Origin of the sequence: Pseudomonas sp. DCA-1 (genome assembly GCF_046523955.1) — a bacterium.
GTDB lineage: Bacteria > Pseudomonadota > Gammaproteobacteria > Pseudomonadales > Pseudomonadaceae > Aquipseudomonas > Aquipseudomonas putida_Y.
In genome coordinates this window covers 5348765-5368363 of sequence record NZ_CP169881.1, presented here as the reverse complement: position 1 = coordinate 5368363, position 19599 = coordinate 5348765, and the positions used below count along the sequence as shown (strand labels likewise).

General features: G+C 62.8%; 16 protein-coding genes and 1 riboswitch. Of the genes, 12 read left to right on the top strand and 4 right to left on the bottom strand.

All coding sequences use genetic code 11. The features are described 5' to 3' along the window. Positions 1-37: 37 nt before the first annotated feature. Positions 38-1471: a TolC family outer membrane protein gene (locus ACE4QZ_RS25300; protein WP_021783855.1), complete on the bottom strand. Its 1434-nt coding sequence runs from the start codon at positions 1469-1471 to the stop codon at positions 38-40. A 160-nt stretch (positions 1472-1631) separates the two neighbouring features. Continuing rightward, positions 1632-1738: riboswitch (TPP riboswitch) on the top strand. Positions 1739-1892: 154 nt separating this feature from the next. On the opposite strand from ACE4QZ_RS25300, the gene thiC reads away from it, so the two are divergent. Beyond that, positions 1893-3773 carry a phosphomethylpyrimidine synthase ThiC gene (gene thiC / locus ACE4QZ_RS25295; RefSeq protein ID WP_021783856.1) on the top strand — a complete coding sequence of 627 codons (1881 nt, stop codon included), beginning with the start codon at positions 1893-1895 and terminating at the stop codon, positions 3771-3773. A gap of 144 nt (positions 3774-3917) precedes the next feature. Further along, positions 3918-5201 carry a putative hydroxymethylpyrimidine transporter CytX gene (cytX, locus tag ACE4QZ_RS25290; protein WP_021783857.1) on the top strand — a complete coding sequence of 428 codons (1284 nt, stop codon included), beginning with the start codon at positions 3918-3920 and terminating at the stop codon, positions 5199-5201. Here cytX and ACE4QZ_RS25285 read toward each other — a convergent pair. Next, positions 5170-5916: an RsiV family protein gene (locus ACE4QZ_RS25285; protein ID WP_003249476.1), complete on the bottom strand. Its 747-nt coding sequence runs from the start codon at positions 5914-5916 to the stop codon at positions 5170-5172. The two genes, cytX and ACE4QZ_RS25285, sit on opposite strands and share 32 nt — an antisense overlap. Before the next feature lie 185 nt (positions 5917-6101). Between ACE4QZ_RS25285 and ACE4QZ_RS25280 the strand changes: the two genes are divergently transcribed. The 9 genes from ACE4QZ_RS25280 to ACE4QZ_RS25240 all read left to right on the top strand — a co-directional run bounded on the left by ACE4QZ_RS25280 (position 6102) and on the right by ACE4QZ_RS25240 (position 15375). Continuing rightward, positions 6102-6719, top strand: coding sequence for an NUDIX domain-containing protein (locus ACE4QZ_RS25280; RefSeq protein WP_021783858.1), 618 nt, complete (start codon positions 6102-6104; stop codon positions 6717-6719). Next, a complete protein-coding gene (locus ACE4QZ_RS25275; protein WP_003249480.1) occupies positions 6710-7162 on the top strand; it encodes a DUF1249 domain-containing protein in 453 nt (150 codons plus the stop codon). The genes ACE4QZ_RS25280 and ACE4QZ_RS25275 overlap by 10 nt, the downstream gene beginning before the upstream one ends. An 85-nt stretch (positions 7163-7247) precedes the next feature. Then, positions 7248-8048, top strand: a complete 801-nt coding sequence (gene cpdA, locus ACE4QZ_RS25270) for a 3',5'-cyclic-AMP phosphodiesterase (RefSeq protein WP_031322453.1) — start codon at positions 7248-7250, stop codon at positions 8046-8048. A gap of 131 nt (positions 8049-8179) precedes the next feature. Beyond that, positions 8180-8788: a YqiA/YcfP family alpha/beta fold hydrolase gene (locus ACE4QZ_RS25265; RefSeq protein ID WP_021783860.1), complete on the top strand. Its 609-nt coding sequence runs from the start codon at positions 8180-8182 to the stop codon at positions 8786-8788. A 35-nt stretch (positions 8789-8823) separates the two neighbouring features. After that, positions 8824-10722 carry a DNA topoisomerase IV subunit B gene (gene parE, locus ACE4QZ_RS25260; protein ID WP_410480260.1) on the top strand — a complete coding sequence of 633 codons (1899 nt, stop codon included), beginning with the start codon at positions 8824-8826 and terminating at the stop codon, positions 10720-10722. Beyond that, positions 10719-11705 (top strand): esterase-like activity of phytase family protein, encoded by a 987-nt coding sequence (locus ACE4QZ_RS25255; protein WP_279935241.1) that lies wholly within the window; start codon positions 10719-10721, stop codon positions 11703-11705. The genes parE and ACE4QZ_RS25255 overlap by 4 nt, the downstream gene beginning before the upstream one ends. Beyond that, complete coding sequence (locus tag ACE4QZ_RS25250) at positions 11702-12220, top strand: TIGR02281 family clan AA aspartic protease (RefSeq protein ID WP_021783862.1); 519 nt, start codon at positions 11702-11704, stop codon at positions 12218-12220. Before ACE4QZ_RS25255 ends, ACE4QZ_RS25250 begins: the two co-directional genes overlap by 4 nt. Positions 12221-12233: 13 nt before the next feature. After that, positions 12234-14492: a DNA topoisomerase IV subunit A gene (gene parC, locus ACE4QZ_RS25245; RefSeq protein WP_014859646.1), complete on the top strand. Its 2259-nt coding sequence runs from the start codon at positions 12234-12236 to the stop codon at positions 14490-14492. 172 nt (positions 14493-14664) lie between these two features. Continuing rightward, on the top strand, positions 14665-15375 hold the full coding sequence (locus ACE4QZ_RS25240; RefSeq protein WP_021783863.1) for a membrane integrity-associated transporter subunit PqiC: 711 nt from the start codon (positions 14665-14667) through the stop codon (positions 15373-15375). A 253-nt stretch (positions 15376-15628) separates the two neighbouring features. Here ACE4QZ_RS25240 and ACE4QZ_RS25235 read toward each other — a convergent pair whose 3' ends face one another. After that, positions 15629-17083 (bottom strand): hypothetical protein, encoded by a 1455-nt coding sequence (locus ACE4QZ_RS25235; protein ID WP_021783864.1) that lies wholly within the window; start codon positions 17081-17083, stop codon positions 15629-15631. A gap of 134 nt (positions 17084-17217) precedes the next feature. Here ACE4QZ_RS25235 and serB point away from each other — a divergent pair, with 134 nt between their 5' ends. Continuing rightward, positions 17218-18432 carry a phosphoserine phosphatase SerB gene (gene serB, locus ACE4QZ_RS25230; RefSeq protein ID WP_053870517.1) on the top strand — a complete coding sequence of 405 codons (1215 nt, stop codon included), beginning with the start codon at positions 17218-17220 and terminating at the stop codon, positions 18430-18432. A gap of 301 nt (positions 18433-18733) precedes the next feature. On the opposite strand, the gene asd is transcribed toward serB, so the two are convergent. Beyond that, entirely contained in the window at positions 18734-19597 is an 864-nt protein-coding gene (gene asd / locus ACE4QZ_RS25225) for an archaetidylserine decarboxylase (protein ID WP_101196350.1), read from the bottom strand. Positions 19598-19599: the final 2 nt, after the last annotated feature.

The window sequence follows — 19599 nt, the reverse complement described above, 5'->3', positions numbered from 1 at the left end:
GGGAGCGGGCAAGCCCGCGAAGAGTCCAGCACCTATCTCAAGGCCTGCGCTCGAAGTTCTTGGCCGCTGCTGCCGCCAGGTCCGGTGGCAGGAAGTCCTTGTCCGGGTTGTAGTCAGGTTTCAGGTAGCGCTTCAGGTCCTGCAGGTCTTGCGGGCTCAGGGTGCCGGCTGCCTGCTTCAGGCTCAGGTTGTCGAGAATGTAGTCGTAACGGCTATTGTTGTAGTCGCGCACGGAGGTGTACAGCTGGCGCTGGGCATCAAGCACGTCGACGATGTTGCGGGTACCGACCTGGTAGCCGATTTCGGTGGCTTCCAGCGCGCTCTGGTTGGAAATGATCGACTGCTTGCGCGCCTGTACCTGTTCCACATCGGTGTTCACTGCGCGGTGCAGGTTGCGGGTGTTTTCCACGACCTGGCGGCGCAGGCTTTCACGCTGTTGCTCGCTCTGGCTCAGGCGCTGGTAAGCCTCGCGTACCTGCGAGCTGGTCAGGCCGCCGCTGTAGATCGGGATATTCAGTTGCAGGCCAACGCTGGTCTGCTCGACGTCGCCGCTGTAGCGCACCCCCAGTTGCGATGGGTTGGTAAAGCCGAGGCTGTCGTTGTCACCCTTCTGGTACTTGGCCACGGCGTCCAGGGTCGGTGCATGCCCGGCCTTGCGCTGACGCAGGGTCTCTTCTGCGGCAGAAACCGCGTAGTTGGTGGCCAGCAGGTTGAGGTTCTGGCGCCCGGCGGTTTCGACCCAGGCTTTGGCATCGTTGGGCGTTGGCACTTGTACCGGCAGGCTATGCACTACGCCCTGGATAGAGGTGTACTCACGGTTGGTCAGGGTCACCAGGGCCTCGAAGGCATCCTGCACCTGGCGTTCGGCGATGATCCGGTTAGCGCGTGCAGTGTCATAACTGGCTTGGGATTGCAGCACGTCGGTCTTGTCCGAAAGGCCCACGTCGAAACGCTCGTTGGACTGATCCAGCTGGCGCTTGAAGGCCGCTTCCTCTGCCTTGGTGGCGGCCAGGTTGTCCTGGGCGCGGAGGACGGCGAAGTAGTTTTGCGCGGTTTGCAGGATCAGGTTTTGCTCGGTCGCCGACAGCTCCAGTGCTGCCTGTTCGTTGACGGCTTCGGCGGCTTGCAACTGGAACCAGCGATCAGCGCGGAAGATCGGCTGAGCCAAGGTCGCGCTCCAGGAGTTGCCGCTGCGATTGGACGTCATGGACGGCTCGTCCAGCTTGGTGCGGGTGTTCATCATCTCGGCACCGGCCGACAGGTTTGGCAGCAACCCGGCGCGGGCCTGCGGCACCACTTCGCGGCGCGCCCCGTAATCGGCGCGTGCGGCAGCCAGGTCGGCGTTGTTGTCCACTGCCTCCTGGTAGACGCTGACCAGATCGGTCTTGACTGTCGAGGGCACGTCCGCTGCCCAGACCACTCCGTTGGACGCACAAGACACGGCTATCGCCAGTGAGAGTTTGCGCAGCATAGAGGCAATCCTTGTACGAAATTTAATTACTGAACTGTTGAGTATCGAGCGATGGGCCAGTGTAGTGCCATGCGCACCCGGCAACAATCGCTCGGTGTGCCTTTCATCATCCGCGCATTTACCTGCTTGGCTTTGCTGACCACTCCAGTCTAGACTGCGCATGTTCTTGTCGGGGTGCCTTGAAGCAAAGGCTGAGATCGCAGAGGTGCGGATCCCGTTGAACCTGATCAGGTTAGCGCCTGCGTAGGGAACAAGATTGCTCACCTTCCCGGGGAGCCTCTTGTGCCAGGTCCGGGATTGTCACAGCTGCATACAGCTTCAGGCACCCCCATATCCGGCACTGCACCCAAAGAGGGTGCGTCCGCGCGTTTCAGGTTCACCCCGACATTCCACTGCTAGGAAGCCGTCAGGAGAGCCTGTGATGACCAAACAAGAAAAAACGATCAACCTCAGCGAATCGGCACAAGTCGATCAGCAGTCCGTACAACCGTTCCCGCGTTCGCGCAAGGTGTATGTCGAAGGCTCGCGCCCGGACATCCGCGTCCCCATGCGTGAAATCAGCCTGGATGACACCCCGACCGATTTCGGCGGCGAGGCCAACGCCCCGGTGCTGGTGTATGACACTTCTGGCCCGTACACCGACCCCGATGTGATCATCGACGTGCGCAAAGGCCTGGCCGATGTGCGTTCGGCTTGGATCGAAGCCCGCGGTGACACCGAGCGCCTGGAAGGCCTGAGCTCCGACTTCGGTCAGCAGCGCCTGAACGATGCAGAGCTGGCCAAGCTGCGTTTCGCCCATGTGCGCAACCCGCGCCGGGCCAAGGCCGGCGCCAACGTCTCGCAGATGCACTATGCCCGTCAGGGCATCATCACCGCCGAGATGGAATACGTGGCCATCCGCGAAAACATGAAGTTACAGGAGGCCCGCGCCGCCGGCCTGCTGAATGAGCAACATGCCGGCCACAGCTTCGGTGCCAACATCCCGAAAGAAATCACCCCTGAATTCGTCCGCCAGGAAATCGCCCGTGGCCGCGCGATCATTCCGGCCAACATCAACCACCCGGAAGTAGAGCCGATGATCATCGGCCGTAACTTCCTGGTGAAGATCAACGGCAACATCGGCAACAGCGCCCTGGGTTCCTCGATCGAGGAAGAGGTGGCCAAGCTGACCTGGGGCATCCGCTGGGGCTCGGACACGGTCATGGACTTGTCCACCGGCAAGCACATCCACGAAACCCGCGAGTGGATCATTCGCAACTCGCCGGTACCGATCGGTACCGTGCCGATCTACCAGGCCCTGGAAAAGGTCAACGGTGTGGCAGAGGACCTGACCTGGGAACTGTTCCGCGACACCCTGATCGAGCAGGCCGAACAGGGCGTGGACTACTTCACCATTCACGCCGGTGTGCTGCTGCGCTATGTACCCCTGACCGCCAAGCGCGTCACCGGCATCGTCAGCCGTGGTGGCTCGATCATGGCCAAGTGGTGCCTGGCGCACCACAAGGAAAACTTCCTGTACACCCACTTCGACGAAATCTGCGAAATCATGAAGGCCTACGACGTCAGCTTCTCGCTGGGCGACGGCCTGCGCCCTGGCTCGATTGCCGACGCCAACGACGCGGCGCAATTCGGTGAGCTGGAAACCCTCGGCGAGCTGACCAAGATTGCCTGGAAGCACGACGTGCAATGCATGATCGAAGGCCCCGGCCACGTGCCGATGCAATTGATCAAAGAGAACATGGACAAGCAGCTGGAGTGCTGCGACGAGGCGCCGTTCTACACCCTCGGCCCACTGACCACCGATATCGCGCCAGGTTACGACCACATCACCTCGGGCATTGGTGCGGCGATGATCGGCTGGTTCGGTTGCGCCATGCTCTGCTACGTAACGCCGAAAGAGCACCTGGGCTTGCCGAACAAGGACGACGTCAAGACCGGCATCATCACCTACAAGATCGCCGCGCATGCCGCCGACCTTGCCAAGGGCCACCCGGGGGCACAGATCCGCGACAACGCCTTGTCCAAGGCGCGTTTCGAGTTCCGTTGGGAAGACCAGTTCAACCTGGGCCTCGACCCGGACACCGCCCGTGCTTTCCATGACGAGACTCTGCCGAAGGAATCGGCCAAGGTCGCGCACTTCTGCTCGATGTGCGGGCCGAAGTTCTGTTCGATGAAGATCACCCAGGAAGTGCGTGAGTACGCTGCCAAGATCGAGGCCGTGGATGTGACGGTCGAGCAAGGCATGCGTGAGCAGGCCGAGCGGTTCCGCCAGGAAGGCAGCCAGCTGTACCACAAAGTCTAAACCGCAGCACCTTACCCTGTGGGAGCGGGCTTGCCCGCGAAGCAAGCACTGCGGTGCATGGCACCGGCTTTGCCGGTGTTTGCGGGCAAGCCCGCTCCCACAGGGTGGTGCATGCCACTCACCATCATTCCTGCGGACATGACAATGACATCACCCAGCCAGTTCTCTCCCGACCATCCAATCCCCATCCAGCAGCGCATCTTCGGTGCTCGCGACCTGTTTTCACTGTGGTTTTCCCTCGGCATCGGCCTGATGGTGCTGCAGGTCGGTGCCATGCTGGCGCCAGGCCTGGGCCTTGCTGGCGCGGTGCTGGCCATCGCCCTGGGCACCGGTGTCGGTGTGCTGTTGCTGGGCGCCGCCGGGGTTATCGGCAGCGATACCGGCCTGTCTGCCATGGGCACCCTGAAACTTAGCCTGGGCAGCCATGGCGCGCGCTTGCCGGCGCTGCTCAACTTGCTGCAACTGGTGGGTTGGGGCGCCTTCGAGATCATCGTCATGCGCGATGCCGCCAGCTTGCTGGGAGCGCGGGCGTTCGGTGAGGAGAGTGCCTGGAACAGCCCCATGCTCTGGACCCTGTGTTTTGGTGCCCTGGCCACCCTGTTGGCCGTCAGCGGGCCACTGGCCTTCGTGCGCAAGGTGTTGCGCGCCTGGGGTATCTGGTTGTTGCTGGGCGCTTGCCTGTGGCTGACCTGGAACCTGTTCGCCAAGGCCGACCTGGCCGAACTGTGGAACCGTGCCGGGGATGGTTCGATGTCGCTGGCGGTTGGCTTCGATATCGTCATCGCCATGCCGCTGTCCTGGCTGCCGCTGATCGCTGACTACTCGCGCTTTGCCCGCAATGGCAAGCATGTGTTCGGCGGCACGGTCGTTGGCTACTTCATTGGCAACACCTGGCTGATGAGCCTGGGCGTGGCCTACACGCTGGCGTTCGCCGCCAGTGGCGAAGTCAATGCGCTGTTGCTGGCCCTGGCGGGCGCCGGTATGGGGATCCCGCTGCTGCTAATTCTGCTGGACGAGTCGGAAAAAGCCTTCGCCGACATCCACTCGGCGGCGGTTTCCACCGGTGTGCTTATACCGCTGAAGGTCGAGCACCTGGCGTTGGCCATCGGCGTGTTGTGCACCCTGATCGCCCTGTTGGCGCCACTGGCACAGTACGAAAACTTCCTGTTGCTGATCGGTTCGGTGTTCGCGCCGCTGTTCGGCGTGGTGCTGATGGACCACTACGTGGTCCGTCGACGCCGTCTGCCAGCGCAGGTCAATGGCTTGCACTGGCAGGCGTTGGTGGCCTGGTTTGCCGGGGCGGTGGCCTATCACCTGATTGCCGCCAAGGCGCCGGAACTGGGCGCGACCCTGCCAGCATTGCTGCTGGCAGGTGTGCTGCATGGGTTACTGAGCCTCAGCCGCGGCCGGGAAACAGTTCAGGCTTGAGTACGCCATTCAGGCGCGGGTAGGGGATCTTCAGTTCCACGTGGCCCATGGAGTAGGGCGCGATGGCATAGACCTCGTACTTGACCACTACCGCGCCGTACGTCAGAGCGACGTGCGGCGATTTCTTGAATGGCCAGGTCTTGACGAACTCGGCATCCTTGTCCATGCCCACGCTCATCAGCCAGGCGCGGTGCGATTCTTCGACGGTTTTCCAGAAGGTGTCTTCCTGGCCGGGCACCAGCATGTCCTGCAGGGTCAGCACCTTGTCCAGCTTGCGTGAATAGTTGATGAAGCCGCGGCCGGGCATGCCGTGGGCGCCACCGCTGTCCAGGTAGCTGGACAACTCGATGATCACCAACCCGTCATGCTGTTCGCGTACCTTGGCTTGCAAGTAGCTGCTGTTACGTTTGTCGGCACTGGCCAGATATTGCTGTTCGTAGGCCTGCAGGGTGGCTGGTGCGGTGCCATGCTGATTGTCTTCGGTCAGTTGCAGCAGGCGTTTTTCGACGATGCCGTCGAGCTTGGGCAGGGCTGGGAAGTGGATCATGTCGATGTTCACCAGCGGGCAGTCGCTCTCGCTGCAGCCGGGTTTGACATGCTCCCAGGCGTCGCGCTTGACCTCGAGCGGGGCCCGGTAGTTGGGCGTGAACAGGCTCTGGCAGGCGCCCAGAGCGAGTGCCAGCACGGCCACGGAAGTCAGTTTGACAAGTGTCATGATGATCCTTGCAGAACAGGGAAAAGTCGGCCTTTGACCGTCTGCGCGGCCTTCAGTTCGCCACTAAGCTAACAGAGTGAAGGGCTGCTGTCCCGAGTGCGCCAGCGGTTGCTGGAAAGGGATGAAACCAACAGGCGTGCGGAGTAGGATGGCGCGAAGCAGTATTCGAGGTAATGAGGATTTCCATGTCAGACGCGTTGAACGCTGTGCCCAAGGGCTTCGAAATCATCGAGCGGGCCAATTGCTTCCAGGGCTTTTACAAGCTCGACAAGTTACGCCTGCGTCACGAGCTATTTGCCGGTGGCATGGGGCGCGAGATCAGTCGCGAGCTGTTTGTGCGCCACGATGCGGTATGCGTGCTGCCTTACGACCCTGCGCGCGATGAAGTGGTGCTGATCGAACAGTTCCGCGTGGGCGCACTGGACAAGGTCGCCAACCCTTGGCTGATCGAGATGGTTGCCGGGCTGATCGACAAAGACGAGCAGCCCGAGGAAGTCGCCCATCGCGAGGCCGAAGAAGAAGCAGGCCTGACGTTCAGCGCCCTGTGGCCGATGACCCGCTACTTCCCGTCGCCAGGTGGCAGTGACGAATACGTTCACCTGTTCCTCGGCCGTTGCAGCAGCGAGGGCGCGGGAGGGCTGCATGGCCTGGAAGAGGAGGGCGAAGACATTCGCGTACGCGTGTGGTCGTTCGAGGATGCCCTGCAGGCGGTGCGCGACGGGCGCATCTGCAACGCGGCAACCATTATTGGCCTGCAATGGCTTGCGCTGAACCGTGACGAAGTAAGAGGTATGTGGAAGTGAACCTGCTGCGCGAGCGCTATCGAGTCGACCTGGTCGGGCTGCAGGCAGCCTGCGAGGCCAACTACGCCCGGCTGATGCGCTTGCTGCCCGACATGCGCACCACCCAAAGCTCGCGCCGCATCGGCATGACCCAGGGTGATCAGATGCTCGGCGTGCTGGTGCTCGACGTGGTGCTGGCCTGCCCGTACACCACCACCCTGCATGTGCGCCAGGAACACAGTCTGCCGTGGTTGCCAGTCCCGCACCTGGAAGTGCAGGTGTATCACGATGCGCGCATGGCCGAAGTGGTCAGTGCCGAACACACCCGGCGCCTGCGCAGCATCTATCCGTATCCAAACGACGCCATGCACCAGCCGGACGAAAAGGCCCAGCTCAACCTGTTCCTGGGTGAGTGGCTCAGTCACTGCCTGGCCTGCGGCCACGAATTGGCAAGTGTTCGCTGAATTGTGACGTGAGTCGGTTGCGGGTGTTTGCTCGTCACCGTCGCCCAGCCATAATTCCCGCTGAATCCATTCGAGGAGATGGCCGTTGTTGCCGCCAGACCAATCCCGTCCTGTGCACGTGGTGCAACTGACCGATGCCCACCTGTTCGCCGACCCGGCTGGCAGCATGCTGGGCCTCAATACCCGCGACAGCCTGCGCCACGTGGTGGCCCAGGTGCGACGCGAGCAGCCACTTGTCGACTTGCTGCTGTGCACGGGCGACCTGTCCCAGGATGCCAGCGTGGCATCCTATGAAGCGTTTCGTGAGCTGACCGCACCGTTTGCCGTACCCACCCGCTGGTTGCCGGGCAACCATGACGAGGCTCAGGTGATGGCGCAGGTGGCGCCGGAGCTGGTGCAGGCGGTGACCGATATTGGCGCATGGCGGGTGGTCATGCTCAACACCGCCGTGCACGGTGCTACCCACGGGTTTCTGCAAGATGACCAGCTGGCCGTGCTGGAAGCCGCCTTGAAAGAGGCTGGTGAGCGGCATTGCCTGGTGTGCTTCCACCATCAGCCAGTGGACATCGGCTGCGCCTGGATCGCGCCGATCGGCTTGCGCAATGCCCAGGCGCTGTTCGATATCGTTGAGGGATATCCACAGGTACGGGCTTTGCTATGGGGGCATGTGCACCAGGAATGGGATGAGGTCCGAGAGGGGCGGCGCCTGCTGGCCACACCGTCGACCTGTATTCAGTTCGCGGCGCGCAGCGAGGGCTTCCAGGTGAGCGAAGAGCATCCGGGGTACCGCTGGTTGCGCCTGCATGCCGATGGGCGGCTGGAGACCGGGGTGGAGCGGGCGGTGGATTTCGAGGTGCAGCTCGACTTCGACAGCCCAGGGTATTGAGCAGGCCACGTCAGCCTGCCGGAAAATTATTGCGAAATCCGTGGCACTGCGTCAAAACCCGGCGAACGCGCTACACTGCGCGTCCCTGCGCCCGCATTATCAGGCGCGAAGCCACAGATTCCGGGGGCAGCATGTCGGGTTCCATCCTCTATATCCATGGCTTCAACAGCTCACCGCTTTCGACCAAGGCGCGTCAGCTGGAGGCAGTCATGCAGCAGCTCGGCCTGGCCGACCAGTTGCGAGTGCCGGCCCTGCACCACCACCCACGGCAAGCCATGGCCCAGCTCGAAGCGGCCATCGCCGAACTGGGTGCGCCACTGCTGGTGGGCAGTTCGCTCGGCGGCTACTATGCCACCCATCTGGCCGAGCGCCATGGCCTCAAGGCCCTTCTGGTCAACCCGGCGGTAACCCCACACAAGCATTTCGACGGTTACCTGGGCACCCAGCGCAATCATTACAGTGGTGAAACCTGGGAGCTGACCCACGATCATGTGCAGGCCCTGGCCGAACTGGAAGTCGCGGCCCCGGCCGATGCCGACCGCTATCAAGTGTGGCTGCAGACCGCCGATGAAACCCTGGACTACCGACACGCCGAGCGCTATTACCGTGCTTGTGCACTGCGTATCCAGGCCGGTGGCGACCACAGCTTCCAGGGCTTCGCCGAGCGCATGCCGGCACTGCTGGCCTTCGCCGGCATTGCCCGTGGGCAGTATGCGGCGCTCGATTTTTCTGTATTTTGACTTTTTTGCATTCACCAGACTGACGACGAGACCCTATGGCCAATCCTAGCGCCTATAACGCAGACGCCATCGAAGTCCTCTCGGGCCTTGATCCGGTCCGCAAGCGGCCGGGCATGTACACCGACACCAGCCGCCCCAACCACCTGGCCCAGGAAGTCATCGACAACAGTGTCGACGAAGCACTGGCCGGCCACGCGCGTTCGGTGCAGGTCATCCTGCATGCCGATCATTCGCTGGAAGTCAGCGACGACGGCCGCGGCATGCCGGTGGACATCCATCCGGAAGAGGGCGTGTCCGGGGTCGAGCTGATCCTCACCAAGCTGCACGCCGGCGGCAAGTTCTCCAACAAGAACTATCAGTTTTCCGGTGGCCTGCACGGGGTGGGTATCTCGGTGGTCAACGCCCTGTCGACCCAGGTGCGCGTACGCGTCAAACGTGACGGCAACGAATACCAGATGACCTTTGCCGATGGCTTCAAGGCCAGCGAGCTGGAAGTGGTCGGCTCGGTCGGCAAGCGCAACACCGGCACCAGCGTGTACTTCAGCCCCGACCCGAAGTACTTCGACTCGCCCAAGTTCTCCATCAGCCGCCTCAAGCACGTGCTCAAGGCCAAGGCGGTACTGTGCCCAGGGCTGCTGGTCAGCTTCGAGGACAAGGCCAGCGGCGAAAAGGTCGAATGGCACTACGAAGATGGTCTGCGCTCTTATCTGGTCGACTCGGTCAACGAATTCCAGCGCCTGCCCGACGAGCCGTTCTGTGGCAGCCTGGCGGGCAACAAGGAAGCGGTTGACTGGGCTTTGCTGTGGCTGCCCGAAGGCGGCGACAGCATTCAGGAAAGCTACGTCAACCTGATCCCCACCGCCCAGGGCGGCACCCACGTCAACGGCTTGCGCCAAGGCTTGCTGGATGCCATGCGTGAGTTCTGCGAGTTCCGCAACTTGCTGCCGCGCGGGGTGAAGCTGGCGCCGGAAGACGTTTGGGAGCGCATCACCTTCGTACTGTCGATGAAGATGCAGGACCCGCAGTTCTCCGGGCAGACCAAAGAGCGCCTGTCATCACGCGAGGCGGCCGCATTTGTCTCCGGTGTGGTCAAGGACGCTTTCAGCCTGTGGCTCAACGCCCACCCCGAGCTGGGCATGCAACTGGCAGAACTGGCCATCAGCAACGCCGGGCGCCGCCTCAAAGCCAGCAAGAAGGTCGAGCGCAAGCGCATCACCCAAGGCCCGGCATTGCCCGGCAAACTGGCCGATTGTGCGGGCCAGGACCCGATGCGTGCCGAGTTGTTCCTGGTCGAGGGTGACTCGGCCGGTGGTTCGGCCAAGCAGGCGCGGGACAAGGAATTCCAGGCCATCCTGCCGCTGCGCGGCAAGATCCTCAACACCTGGGAAGTGGACGGTGGCGAAGTCCTGGCCAGCCAGGAAGTGCACAACATTGCCGTGGCCATCGGCGTCGATCCGGGTGCAACCGACCTTGCGCAACTGCGCTATGGCAAGATCTGCATCCTCGCCGACGCTGACTCCGACGGCCTGCACATCGCCACACTGCTGTGTGCGCTGTTTGTTCAACACTTCCGGGCACTGGTCGAGGCTGGGCATGTTTACGTGGCCATGCCGCCCCTGTACCGCATCGACCTGGGCAAGGAAATCTACTACGCCCTCGACGAAGCCGAGCGTGACGGCATCCTCGACCGCCTAGTGGCCGAGAAGAAGCGCGGCAAGCCGCAGGTAACACGCTTCAAGGGCCTGGGCGAGATGAACCCGCCGCAGTTGCGCGAAACCACCATGGACCCGAACACCCGACGGCTGGTGCAGTTGACCCTGGACGACGTAGAAGCCACCTGCGAGCTGATGGACAAGCTGCTGGCCAAGAAGCGCGCCGGTGACCGCAAGAGTTGGCTGGAAACCAAGGGCAACCTGGCCGAGGTCATGGTTTGATTCGGCAAGTACTTGCCGTTTGCCTGGCGCTGGTTGCCCTGCCTTCCCTGGCGGGCAACTGGCCAGAGCTGAAGATGCAAGCCGAGCACCCGATCGACGGTATGCGCGGTGGCAACCTGTCTGGTCTGGTGGAATGCCGGGGCGGGCTGTGGGGTGTGTCCGACCGTGACGACGACCGCATCTACCGCTTCGATCAGCAGAACCCCACCTGGCGCGCGCAGCCGCTCACCTTCACCCCGCCAACTGTCCCGGAAAGCGGCCTGCCATGGGGGTTGAAGTCACGCAACTGGGCGGCATCGTTCATTCGCGGTGGCGAGCTGGATTTCGAAGGCATCACCTGTGATCAGGCGGGTAACCTCTATCTGGTCAGCGAGGCGCATGCCGCGGTACTGCAATTGCCGCTGGAAGGTGAGCCGGACTGGTTGAGGATAGACTCGGCCATGGTGCGCCAGGCCCGGGCAAGCGGCATGCTGCTGAACTTCAATGCCCTGTTCGAAGGCGTGGCGATCAACCCGGCGGGTGACCGCCTGTGGCTGGCCGCCGAGCGTGAGCGCCGTGGCCTGGTGGCCATTGAGCGCCGGCAATCGGTATGGACCTGCGGGCGCAGTTGCGTGCTGCTGAGCGAGGCCGGGGTCGAGATGCAACCGGAGCAAATGCCCAATGCCAGTGCGCTGTCGCGCGACTTCGCTGACCTGGCCTGGTTCGAGGGCAAGCTGTTTACCCTTGAACGTAACGCTTACCGGGTGTGCCGGCGTGATGCCGACAGTGGCAAGGTCGAGCGTTGCTGGTCGTTCGCTGCTGATGCGCTGGTCGAGTCACGGCGCTACGCGCAGCCGTTTGGCCTTGCCGAAGCACTGGTGATCGATGCCAAGGGTGCCTGGATTGGCCTGGACAACAACAACAGCGCCCGCGCCGATGGCGAAACCCGCCCGGTCGTCTGGCGCTTCGACGCCCCGCAAGGCGGCTGGAGCGCCAAACCATGAGCCAGGCGCCGGGCAAGCGCGCGGGCAGGGTGCTGATGATCGTCGCCTGGGCGGCGGCGCTGTTTCTTGCCACGCGCTTTTTCGGCCAGTGGGAAGACAGCCAGCGTAACCCCAATAGCCAGGTGCAATCCGAGCATGGTGCAGGCTTTATCGAAGTGCGCCTGCTGAGTAATGGCCAGGGCCACTTCGTGGTGGATGGTGCCATCAACGGCCAGGTGGTGCATTTCATGCTCGACACCGGCGCCACCGACGTGGCGATCCCCGAGGCGTTGGCTCATGAACTGAGCCTGGAGCGCGGTAGCCCGGTGCTACTGAGCACCGCCAACGGCCGCACCGAAGGCTACCGCACGCGCCTGGCCAGCCTGCAACTGGGCGATATCCGCCTGCAGAACGTACGCGCCATCGTGGTGCCGGGCCTGGACGGGCCCACCGTACTGCTGGGCATGAGTGCCCTGCAACAACTTGAATTTACCCAGCGCGGTGGCACCATGCTGCTGCGCCAGAACCTGAAATAATGACGAGGCCCGCATGAGCGACTCACTGGAACTCAGCCTGGACGGCGTCGAACGCCGCTCGCTGGCTGACTTCACCGAACAGGCCTACCTCAACTATTCCATGTACGTGATCATGGACCGCGCACTGCCGCACATCGGCGACGGCCTGAAGCCGGTGCAGCGACGCATCGTCTACGCCATGAGCGAGTTGGGGCTCGACGCCGATGCCAAGCACAAGAAGTCGGCGCGTACCGTCGGTGACGTGCTCGGCAAGTTCCATCCCCATGGCGACTCGGCCTGCTACGAGGCCATGGTGCTGATGGCGCAGCCGTTCAGCTACCGCTACACCTTGGTCGATGGCCAGGGTAACTGGGGTGCGCCGGATGATCCGAAGTCGTTCGCCGCCATGCGCTATACCGAGGCGCGGCTGTCGCGCTACGCTGAAGTGCTGCTCAGCGAAGTCGGCCAGGGCACCGTGGACTGGGTACCGAACTTCGACGGCACGTTGCAGGAGCCGGCCGTGCTGCCTGCGCGCCTGCCCAATATCCTGCTCAACGGTACCACCGGTATCGCGGTGGGCATGGCCACCGATGTGCCGCCGCACAACCTGCGAGAGGTGGCCAGTGCCTGTGTGCGACTGCTCGATGAGCCCAAGGCAACCATCGAGCAGTTGTGCGAGCATATCCAGGGGCCGGATTACCCGACCGAGGCAGAGATCGTCACGCCGCGGGCAGAAATTCTCAAGATGTACGAAAGCGGCCGCGGCTCGATCCGCATGCGCGCCGTGTACCGTGTCGAAGATGGCGACATCGTCGTCACTGCGCTGCCGCACCAGGTCTCCGGGGCCAAAGTGCTGGAGCAGATTGCCGCGCAGATGCAGGCCAAGAAGCTGCCGATGGTCGCCGACCTGCGCGACGAGTCGGACCACGAAAACCCGTGCCGTATCGTCATCATCCCGCGTTCCAACCGCGTGGATGTCGACGAGCTGATGCAGCACCTGTTCGCTACCACTGACCTGGAAAGCACATACCGGGTCAACGTGAACATCATCGGCCTGGACGGCCGTCCGCAGTTGAAAAACCTGCGAACCATATTGGTAGAGTGGCTGGAATTCCGCACCAATACCGTTCGTCGCCGCCTGCAGCACCGTCTGGACAAGGTCGAAAAGCGTCTGCACCTGCTGGACGGTTTACTCACCGCGTTCCTCAACCTGGATGAAGTGATCCACATCATCCGTACCGAGGAATACCCCAAGCAGGCCCTGATCGAGCGTTTCGAGCTGACCGAGATTCAGGCCGACTACATCCTCGAGACCCGCCTGCGGCAGTTGGCGCGCCTGGAAGAGATGAAGATCCGCGGTGAGCAGGATGAGTTGCTGAAGGAGCAAGCCAAGCTGCAGGCCCTGCTGGGGAGCGAGGCCAAGCTGCGCAAGTTGGTGCGCAGCGAGCTGATCAAGGATGCCGAAACCTATGGCGATGATCGTCGCTCGCCGATCGTAGCGCGTGCCGAAGCCAAAGCGCTGTCGGAAAACGAGCTGATGCCGACCGAGCCCGTCACCGTGGTGCTTTCGGAGAAAGGCTGGGTGCGCTGCGCCAAGGGCCACGATATCGACGCCACTGGCCTTTCCTACAAGGCCGGCGACGGCTTCAAGGCTGCCGCGGCCGGGCGTTCCAACCAGTTTGCCGTGCTTATCGATTCCACCGGGCGCAGCTACTCGCTGGCCGCCCACAGCCTGCCATCGGCGCGTGGCCAGGGTGAGCCGCTGACTGGCCGTCTGACGCCGCCACCGGGGGCGACTTTCGAATGTGTGTTGTTGCCTGACGACGATGCGCTGTACGTGGTGGCTTCGGATGCCGGTTACGGCTTTGTGGTCAAGGGTGAAGACCTGCAGGCCAAGAACAAGGCCGGCAAAGGCTTGCTCAGCTTGCCCAACGGGGCCAAGGTCATGACCCCGCGCCCAGTGGCCGATCGCGAGCAGGACTGGTTGGCGGCGGTGACCACCGAAGGCCGCCTGCTGGTGTTCAAGGTCAGCGACCTGCCGCAGTTGGGTAAAGGCAAAGGCAACAAGATCATTGGCGTGCCGGGTGACCGGGTGGCCAGTCGTGAAGAATTTGTTACCGATCTAGCCGTGATTCCCGAAGGCGCGACGCTTGTGTTGCAGGCCGGCAAGCGTACCCTGTCTTTGAAGGCGGACGACCTGGAGCACTACAAGGGCGAGCGCGGACGGCGCGGCAGCAAGCTGCCACGCGGGTTCCAGCGTGTCGATGGGTTGCAGGTGGAAGTGCCGACTTAACCGGTTGCAATGTCTGGAACGGCAATTTCAAAGCCGTTTCGGGCAGAAATGCTGGAGTCGGACGGTTATTTCGCGGATGATATGCCCCTTGCGGAGCCGGCGTGGCCGTGTGCCCGTTTGAATATACATGTATCACTGCGGTGTGCCTTGTGGCAGCCGCCTGGATGGGATGATGAAATTTCTGCGCCTTCCATTTGCGCTGTTGATGACTGGCCTGCTGGGCCTTGGCGGGTGCACCATGCATCAGCCGGTTGCCCTGTATCAGCTCGACAGTGGTGATCCTGGCCAGCCGTCGCAGAGTGCGGGCATGGCCGTGGTACTCGGCCCTGTATCGGTGGCCGATTACCTTCAGCGTGAGACATTCCTGCAGCGTCAAGCTGATGGCAGCCTGAGCGCGGCGACCGACGGTCGCTGGGCTGGCAGCCTTTCATCGGATATCGACCAGTTGCTGGTGCGTCAACTGGCCTGGCGTCTGGACAGCCAGCGCGTAGTGCTGGCCCCGGCGACTGCAGGCTTCAGCCCGGACGTGCAAGTGCTGTTGTCGATCACACGCCTGGACTCGGGCAGGAACCAGCCGGCCATTCTGGATGCCCAGTGGCGTCTGCTGGACCGCCGTGGCCATGTGCGTGACAACCGTATCATTCACCTCGAGCAGCAGCACGAGGGCAGTGAGTCGTCGCAGGTGCAGGCTCAGGGCCAACTGCTGCAAAAGCTGGCCGAACAGCTGAGCACAGCGGTGAAGCCGCTGGCCAACCAGCCGGCGATTGCCGAAGAAGCACCGAAAAAACCCGCTGCACCGACGCAGGTGAAGAAGGGGCCAGAGAAACCCAAAATCCCGATGGCCTCGCCGATTCGCACCGATATGGAAGTTTATCGGTTCTGATCAAACTGGCAGATACAAAAAAGCCCGCATTCGCTGCGGGCTTTTTTGTATCTGCTGTTCCGTCTGAAGCTCGGCGCGGTCTTTGTGGGAGCGGGTTTACCCGCGAAGCAGGCGACGCGTTGCATGGCACCGGTTGCGCCGGTGTTCGAGGGTGAACCCGCTCCTACGGGGGGAGCGCTAACGGTTGGATTTTGCGCCAGTCAAAGCAACCAGCCTGACTTAAGACATACGCTGTAGATGTCGCGTATACCTGTCAGGCACGGTGCTCATGCATGCGCGCCAGTTGCCTTTCCAGCATTGACGGGTAGGGCTCCATGAGCCGCTCCACACAGCACGCGCCTTCGGGGCTGGCGATCGGGCGAATACGCGCACGCTGGCGAATCAGGGCGTCATCGTTGATCTGTCGTTCTACCAGCAACAGGTTGCGGCTGTGCTGCGACAGCGCCAGGGCATCCTGGACTTTCTCGGCAATCAGCAGGTCAACCAGCTCCAGCCCATGCAGGTCGTTGCCCAATACCAGGCCTAGCTGCAGTTGCAGGGTGATGCCGCTATCAGCCACCTCGATCTGCAGGGCGTGGCCCAGGGCACGCAATAGTTCGCCACAGCAAATGGCGTTGGTCAGGTAGTCCTCGCCACACTCGCGGCTGTGGAACAGCACCAGGGTGCTGCCGTCGTTCAGCGTGTGGGTTTCACCGTCGTAGAGCGAGGCCGCGTGCTCCAGGCAATCGCGGTAGCGCTTGGTCAGCTCGTCCAGGCGTGTACGTGGCAGGCGGCGCAGTTGCTCCTGCGAGCCCAGCTGCACGGCAAGTACGGCGCTGTACTGGGGCTCGTCGGACTCGACCTCTGCGTGGGCTTTGGCTGTAGTGTCATCGTCCAGCAGGCCGGCGAAGGCTGCGTCGTCATCTTCGTCTTCCAGGGCAACCTTGGCGCGCGGTACGGCTTTGGGTGCCGGGGCAGCTGCGTGCAGGTCGTCGAACGGCTCGTCATCTTCCTCGGGCTCCGGCTCTGGTGGCGGAGGCGGGGCCAGGCGTGCATGCAGCTGGCGGGCGATGTCGCCGATCTCGTCCTGGCGGTCGGTCGCCGGGGTATACGGCTGCGGGTCGCGCAGCCATACCCGCAACTGCAGCAGTGGCAGGGTGATAAAGCGGCCCTGACGCAAGCTGAGGGCCAAGGCCAGGGCCAGCAGGATGGCGGCCAGAATGCCCATGCTCTGCAGGCTGATCAGCATCGGCTGCTGGAACTGGCTCATGTCCAGGCTGATGCGCAGTTGCCCGGCCGTCACGTCCTGGAACGTGATCTTGGTCTGGTACAGGCCTTCGGCCTCACCCAGCAGGCTGTTGCGCGGGCGCTGGCCGGCTTCGGCGAGGATGCGGTTATCGACGCTGAAGATTGCCGCATGGGCCACCAGCGGGTTTTTCACCAGGTTGCCCAGTAGCACGTTGAGGCTGAGGATGTCGTTGGACACCAGCAGCTCGGTTGCCGATGTGGCGGTCTGGGTGGTCAGGCTTTGGCCCAGGGCATCGGCCTGCTCATGCATGGCCTGCTTGAACTGCAGGCCCATCACGCAGGCGTAGATCACCAGCGCCAGCGCCACCAGGAAAATGTTGGTGCAGGCGATGCGCAGTGCCAGCGGCACGCGACGTTGACTCAAGGCGCGATAGATCATCAGGAAGAAATTGTCTGGTTTGACTGGCGTGGGCCGGTTCACAGAGCTCGGCTCTTAATGGCATGAAAGTGGGGGGAGTATAGCGAGCCGGGTTTTGTCGGCAAAGTATCGTTGGCGCCCGATGGTCATGGAAAATCGGTAGAATGCGCATTTTTCATCGAAGTCGGAGCCAGGTTGTGCGCGAAATCGTCCTGATCAACATCACCGGTGAGGACCGTCCCGGTCTCACTGCGGCTATCACCGGCGTCCTGCTGCAGGGCGGTGTGAGTATCCTCGACATCGGCCTGGCGGTCATGCACGGCACCTTGTCGTTTGGCATCCTGGTCGACATCCCGGACAACGAAGTGGCTACCGCACTGCTGCAAGGCGTGCAGGCAAAAGCCCACGAACTGAACCTGCAGGCCCGTTACACGCCGATTTCCGAGGCGGACTACCAGCACTGGGCCGATGGGCATGGCGAAGCGCGCCACATCGTTACCCTGCTCAGCCGCAAGATCACTCCCGAGCAGCTGCAGCGGGTGAGTGCGGTGATCAGCCAGTACGGCCTGACCATCGAGCGCATGGAGCGCCTCTCGGCCCGGGTGGCACTGGATGCCGAATTCGACAAGGGCAAGGCAGCCGTCGAGATCTCCGTGCGCGGCGTGCCGAGCGATGCCCAGGCCCTGCGTGCGGACTTCTTTGCCCTGGCTGAAGAACTGAGCGTCGACATCGCCTTCCAGAAGGACGATCTGTTCCGCCGCAACCGCCGGCTGGCGGTGTTCGACATGGACTCCACGCTGATCGAGGCCGAAGTCATCGACGAGCTGGCCAAGGCGGCGGGGGTAGGGGAGCAGGTCGCGGCGATCACCGAGCGCGCCATGCGCGGTGAGCTGGACTTCCGCGCCAGCTTCAAAGAGCGCATGGCTTTGCTCAAGGGCCTGGACGTGGGGGTGCTGGACGAGATCGGGGCATCGCTACGCCTGACCGAGGGTGCCGAGAACCTGTTTGCTGAGCTCAAGCGCCTGGGATACAAGACCGCGATTCTGTCCGGTGGCTTTACCTACTTTGCCCGTCAGGTGCAGGCGCGCCTGGGTATCGACTATGTGTTCGCCAATGAGCTTGAAGTGGTCGATGGCAAGGTGACCGGCGTGGCTGTTGAGCCGATTGTCGATGCCCAGCGCAAGGCTGAATTGTTGAAGAAGCTGGCCAGTGAAGAAGGCTTGCAACTGGAGCAGACCATCGCCGTAGGTGATGGCGCCAATGACCTGCCGATGCTGTCGCTGGCCGGGCTGGGCGTGGCGTTCCGTGCCAAGCCACTGGTGCGCCAGTCGGCCAAGCAGGCGATTTCCACCTTGGGGCTGGATGGGGTGCTGTATCTGCTGGGCCTGCGTGACCGCGACGCCCGTGGCTAGGTTGTCGTCGAATCTTCTGTGCCTGTGAAATCGAGCGCCGCCCGCGCGGCGCATCGCGAGCTACGCTCGCTCCTACGTTTGTTTCGGGCCAGTGACGCCTGTGACAGGCGCGCGCGACCGCCTGGTTCGCGCAACACGATATCGCGTCGTGCGCCATAACGTTCGCGCGCAAATCTCTCAGGACTGATTGGCCCGAAACAAACGTAGGAGCGAGCGTAGCTCGCGATGCGCCGCGCGGGCGGCGCTCGATCTTACAGGCGCAAAATAAACCCCGACATGCACCCCAATGCAAAAACCGTAATCAAGCCTGCACAGGCGCCGCCAACTGTTGCCCCATGCGCACTGCGGAGCCAGCACCCAGGCTCTCAGCCCATTTCACCTGCTCCGGCCCGAACAGCACGATGGCGGTCGAACCCAGCTTGAAGCGGCCCAGTTCGGCACCTTTTTCCAGGTGGATCGGGCCGCGGCTGGCTTCGTCGTAACGGAAGGTCTTCAGCTCACGCTTGGGCGGCGTGACCAGCCCAGCCCATACCGTTTCGATCGAGGCGACGATCATAGCGCCGACCAGTACCACGGCCATTGGTCCACGCTCTGTATCGAACAGGCAGACCACGCGCTCGTTGCGGGCGAACAGCTCGGGGACATTTTCTGCGGTGGTCTGGTTGACCGAGAACAGACGGCCCGGCACGTAGACCATTTCGCGCAGGGTGCCGGCCAGCGGCATGTGCACGCGGTGGTAGTCCTTGGGCGACAGGTAGATGGTGGCAAACTCGCCGCCCATGAACGGCGCGGCCATGGCCGGGTCACCGCCCAGCAGCTCTTGCGCACTGAATCCGTGCCCTTTGGCCTGGAAGATACGGCCGTGCTCGATCGGGCCGAGCTGGCTGACCGCGCCGTCGGCCGGGCACAGGATGGCGCCTGGGGTTTCGTCCAGTGGGCGGGCGCCTGGCTTCAGGGCGCGGGTGAAGAACGCATTGAAGTGCTCGTAAGCGCTCAGGTCTTCGACCAGAGCCTCGCTCATGTTCACCTGGTAGCGCTTGGCGAACCATGCGGTGAAGGCGTTCTTGAACCAGCGCACGCGGCACTCGGCGATGCAGCCGGCCAGCCGCGACAGCAGGTGGTGCGGCAGCAGGTACTGGCTGATGATGAACAGACGGGATTTCATGG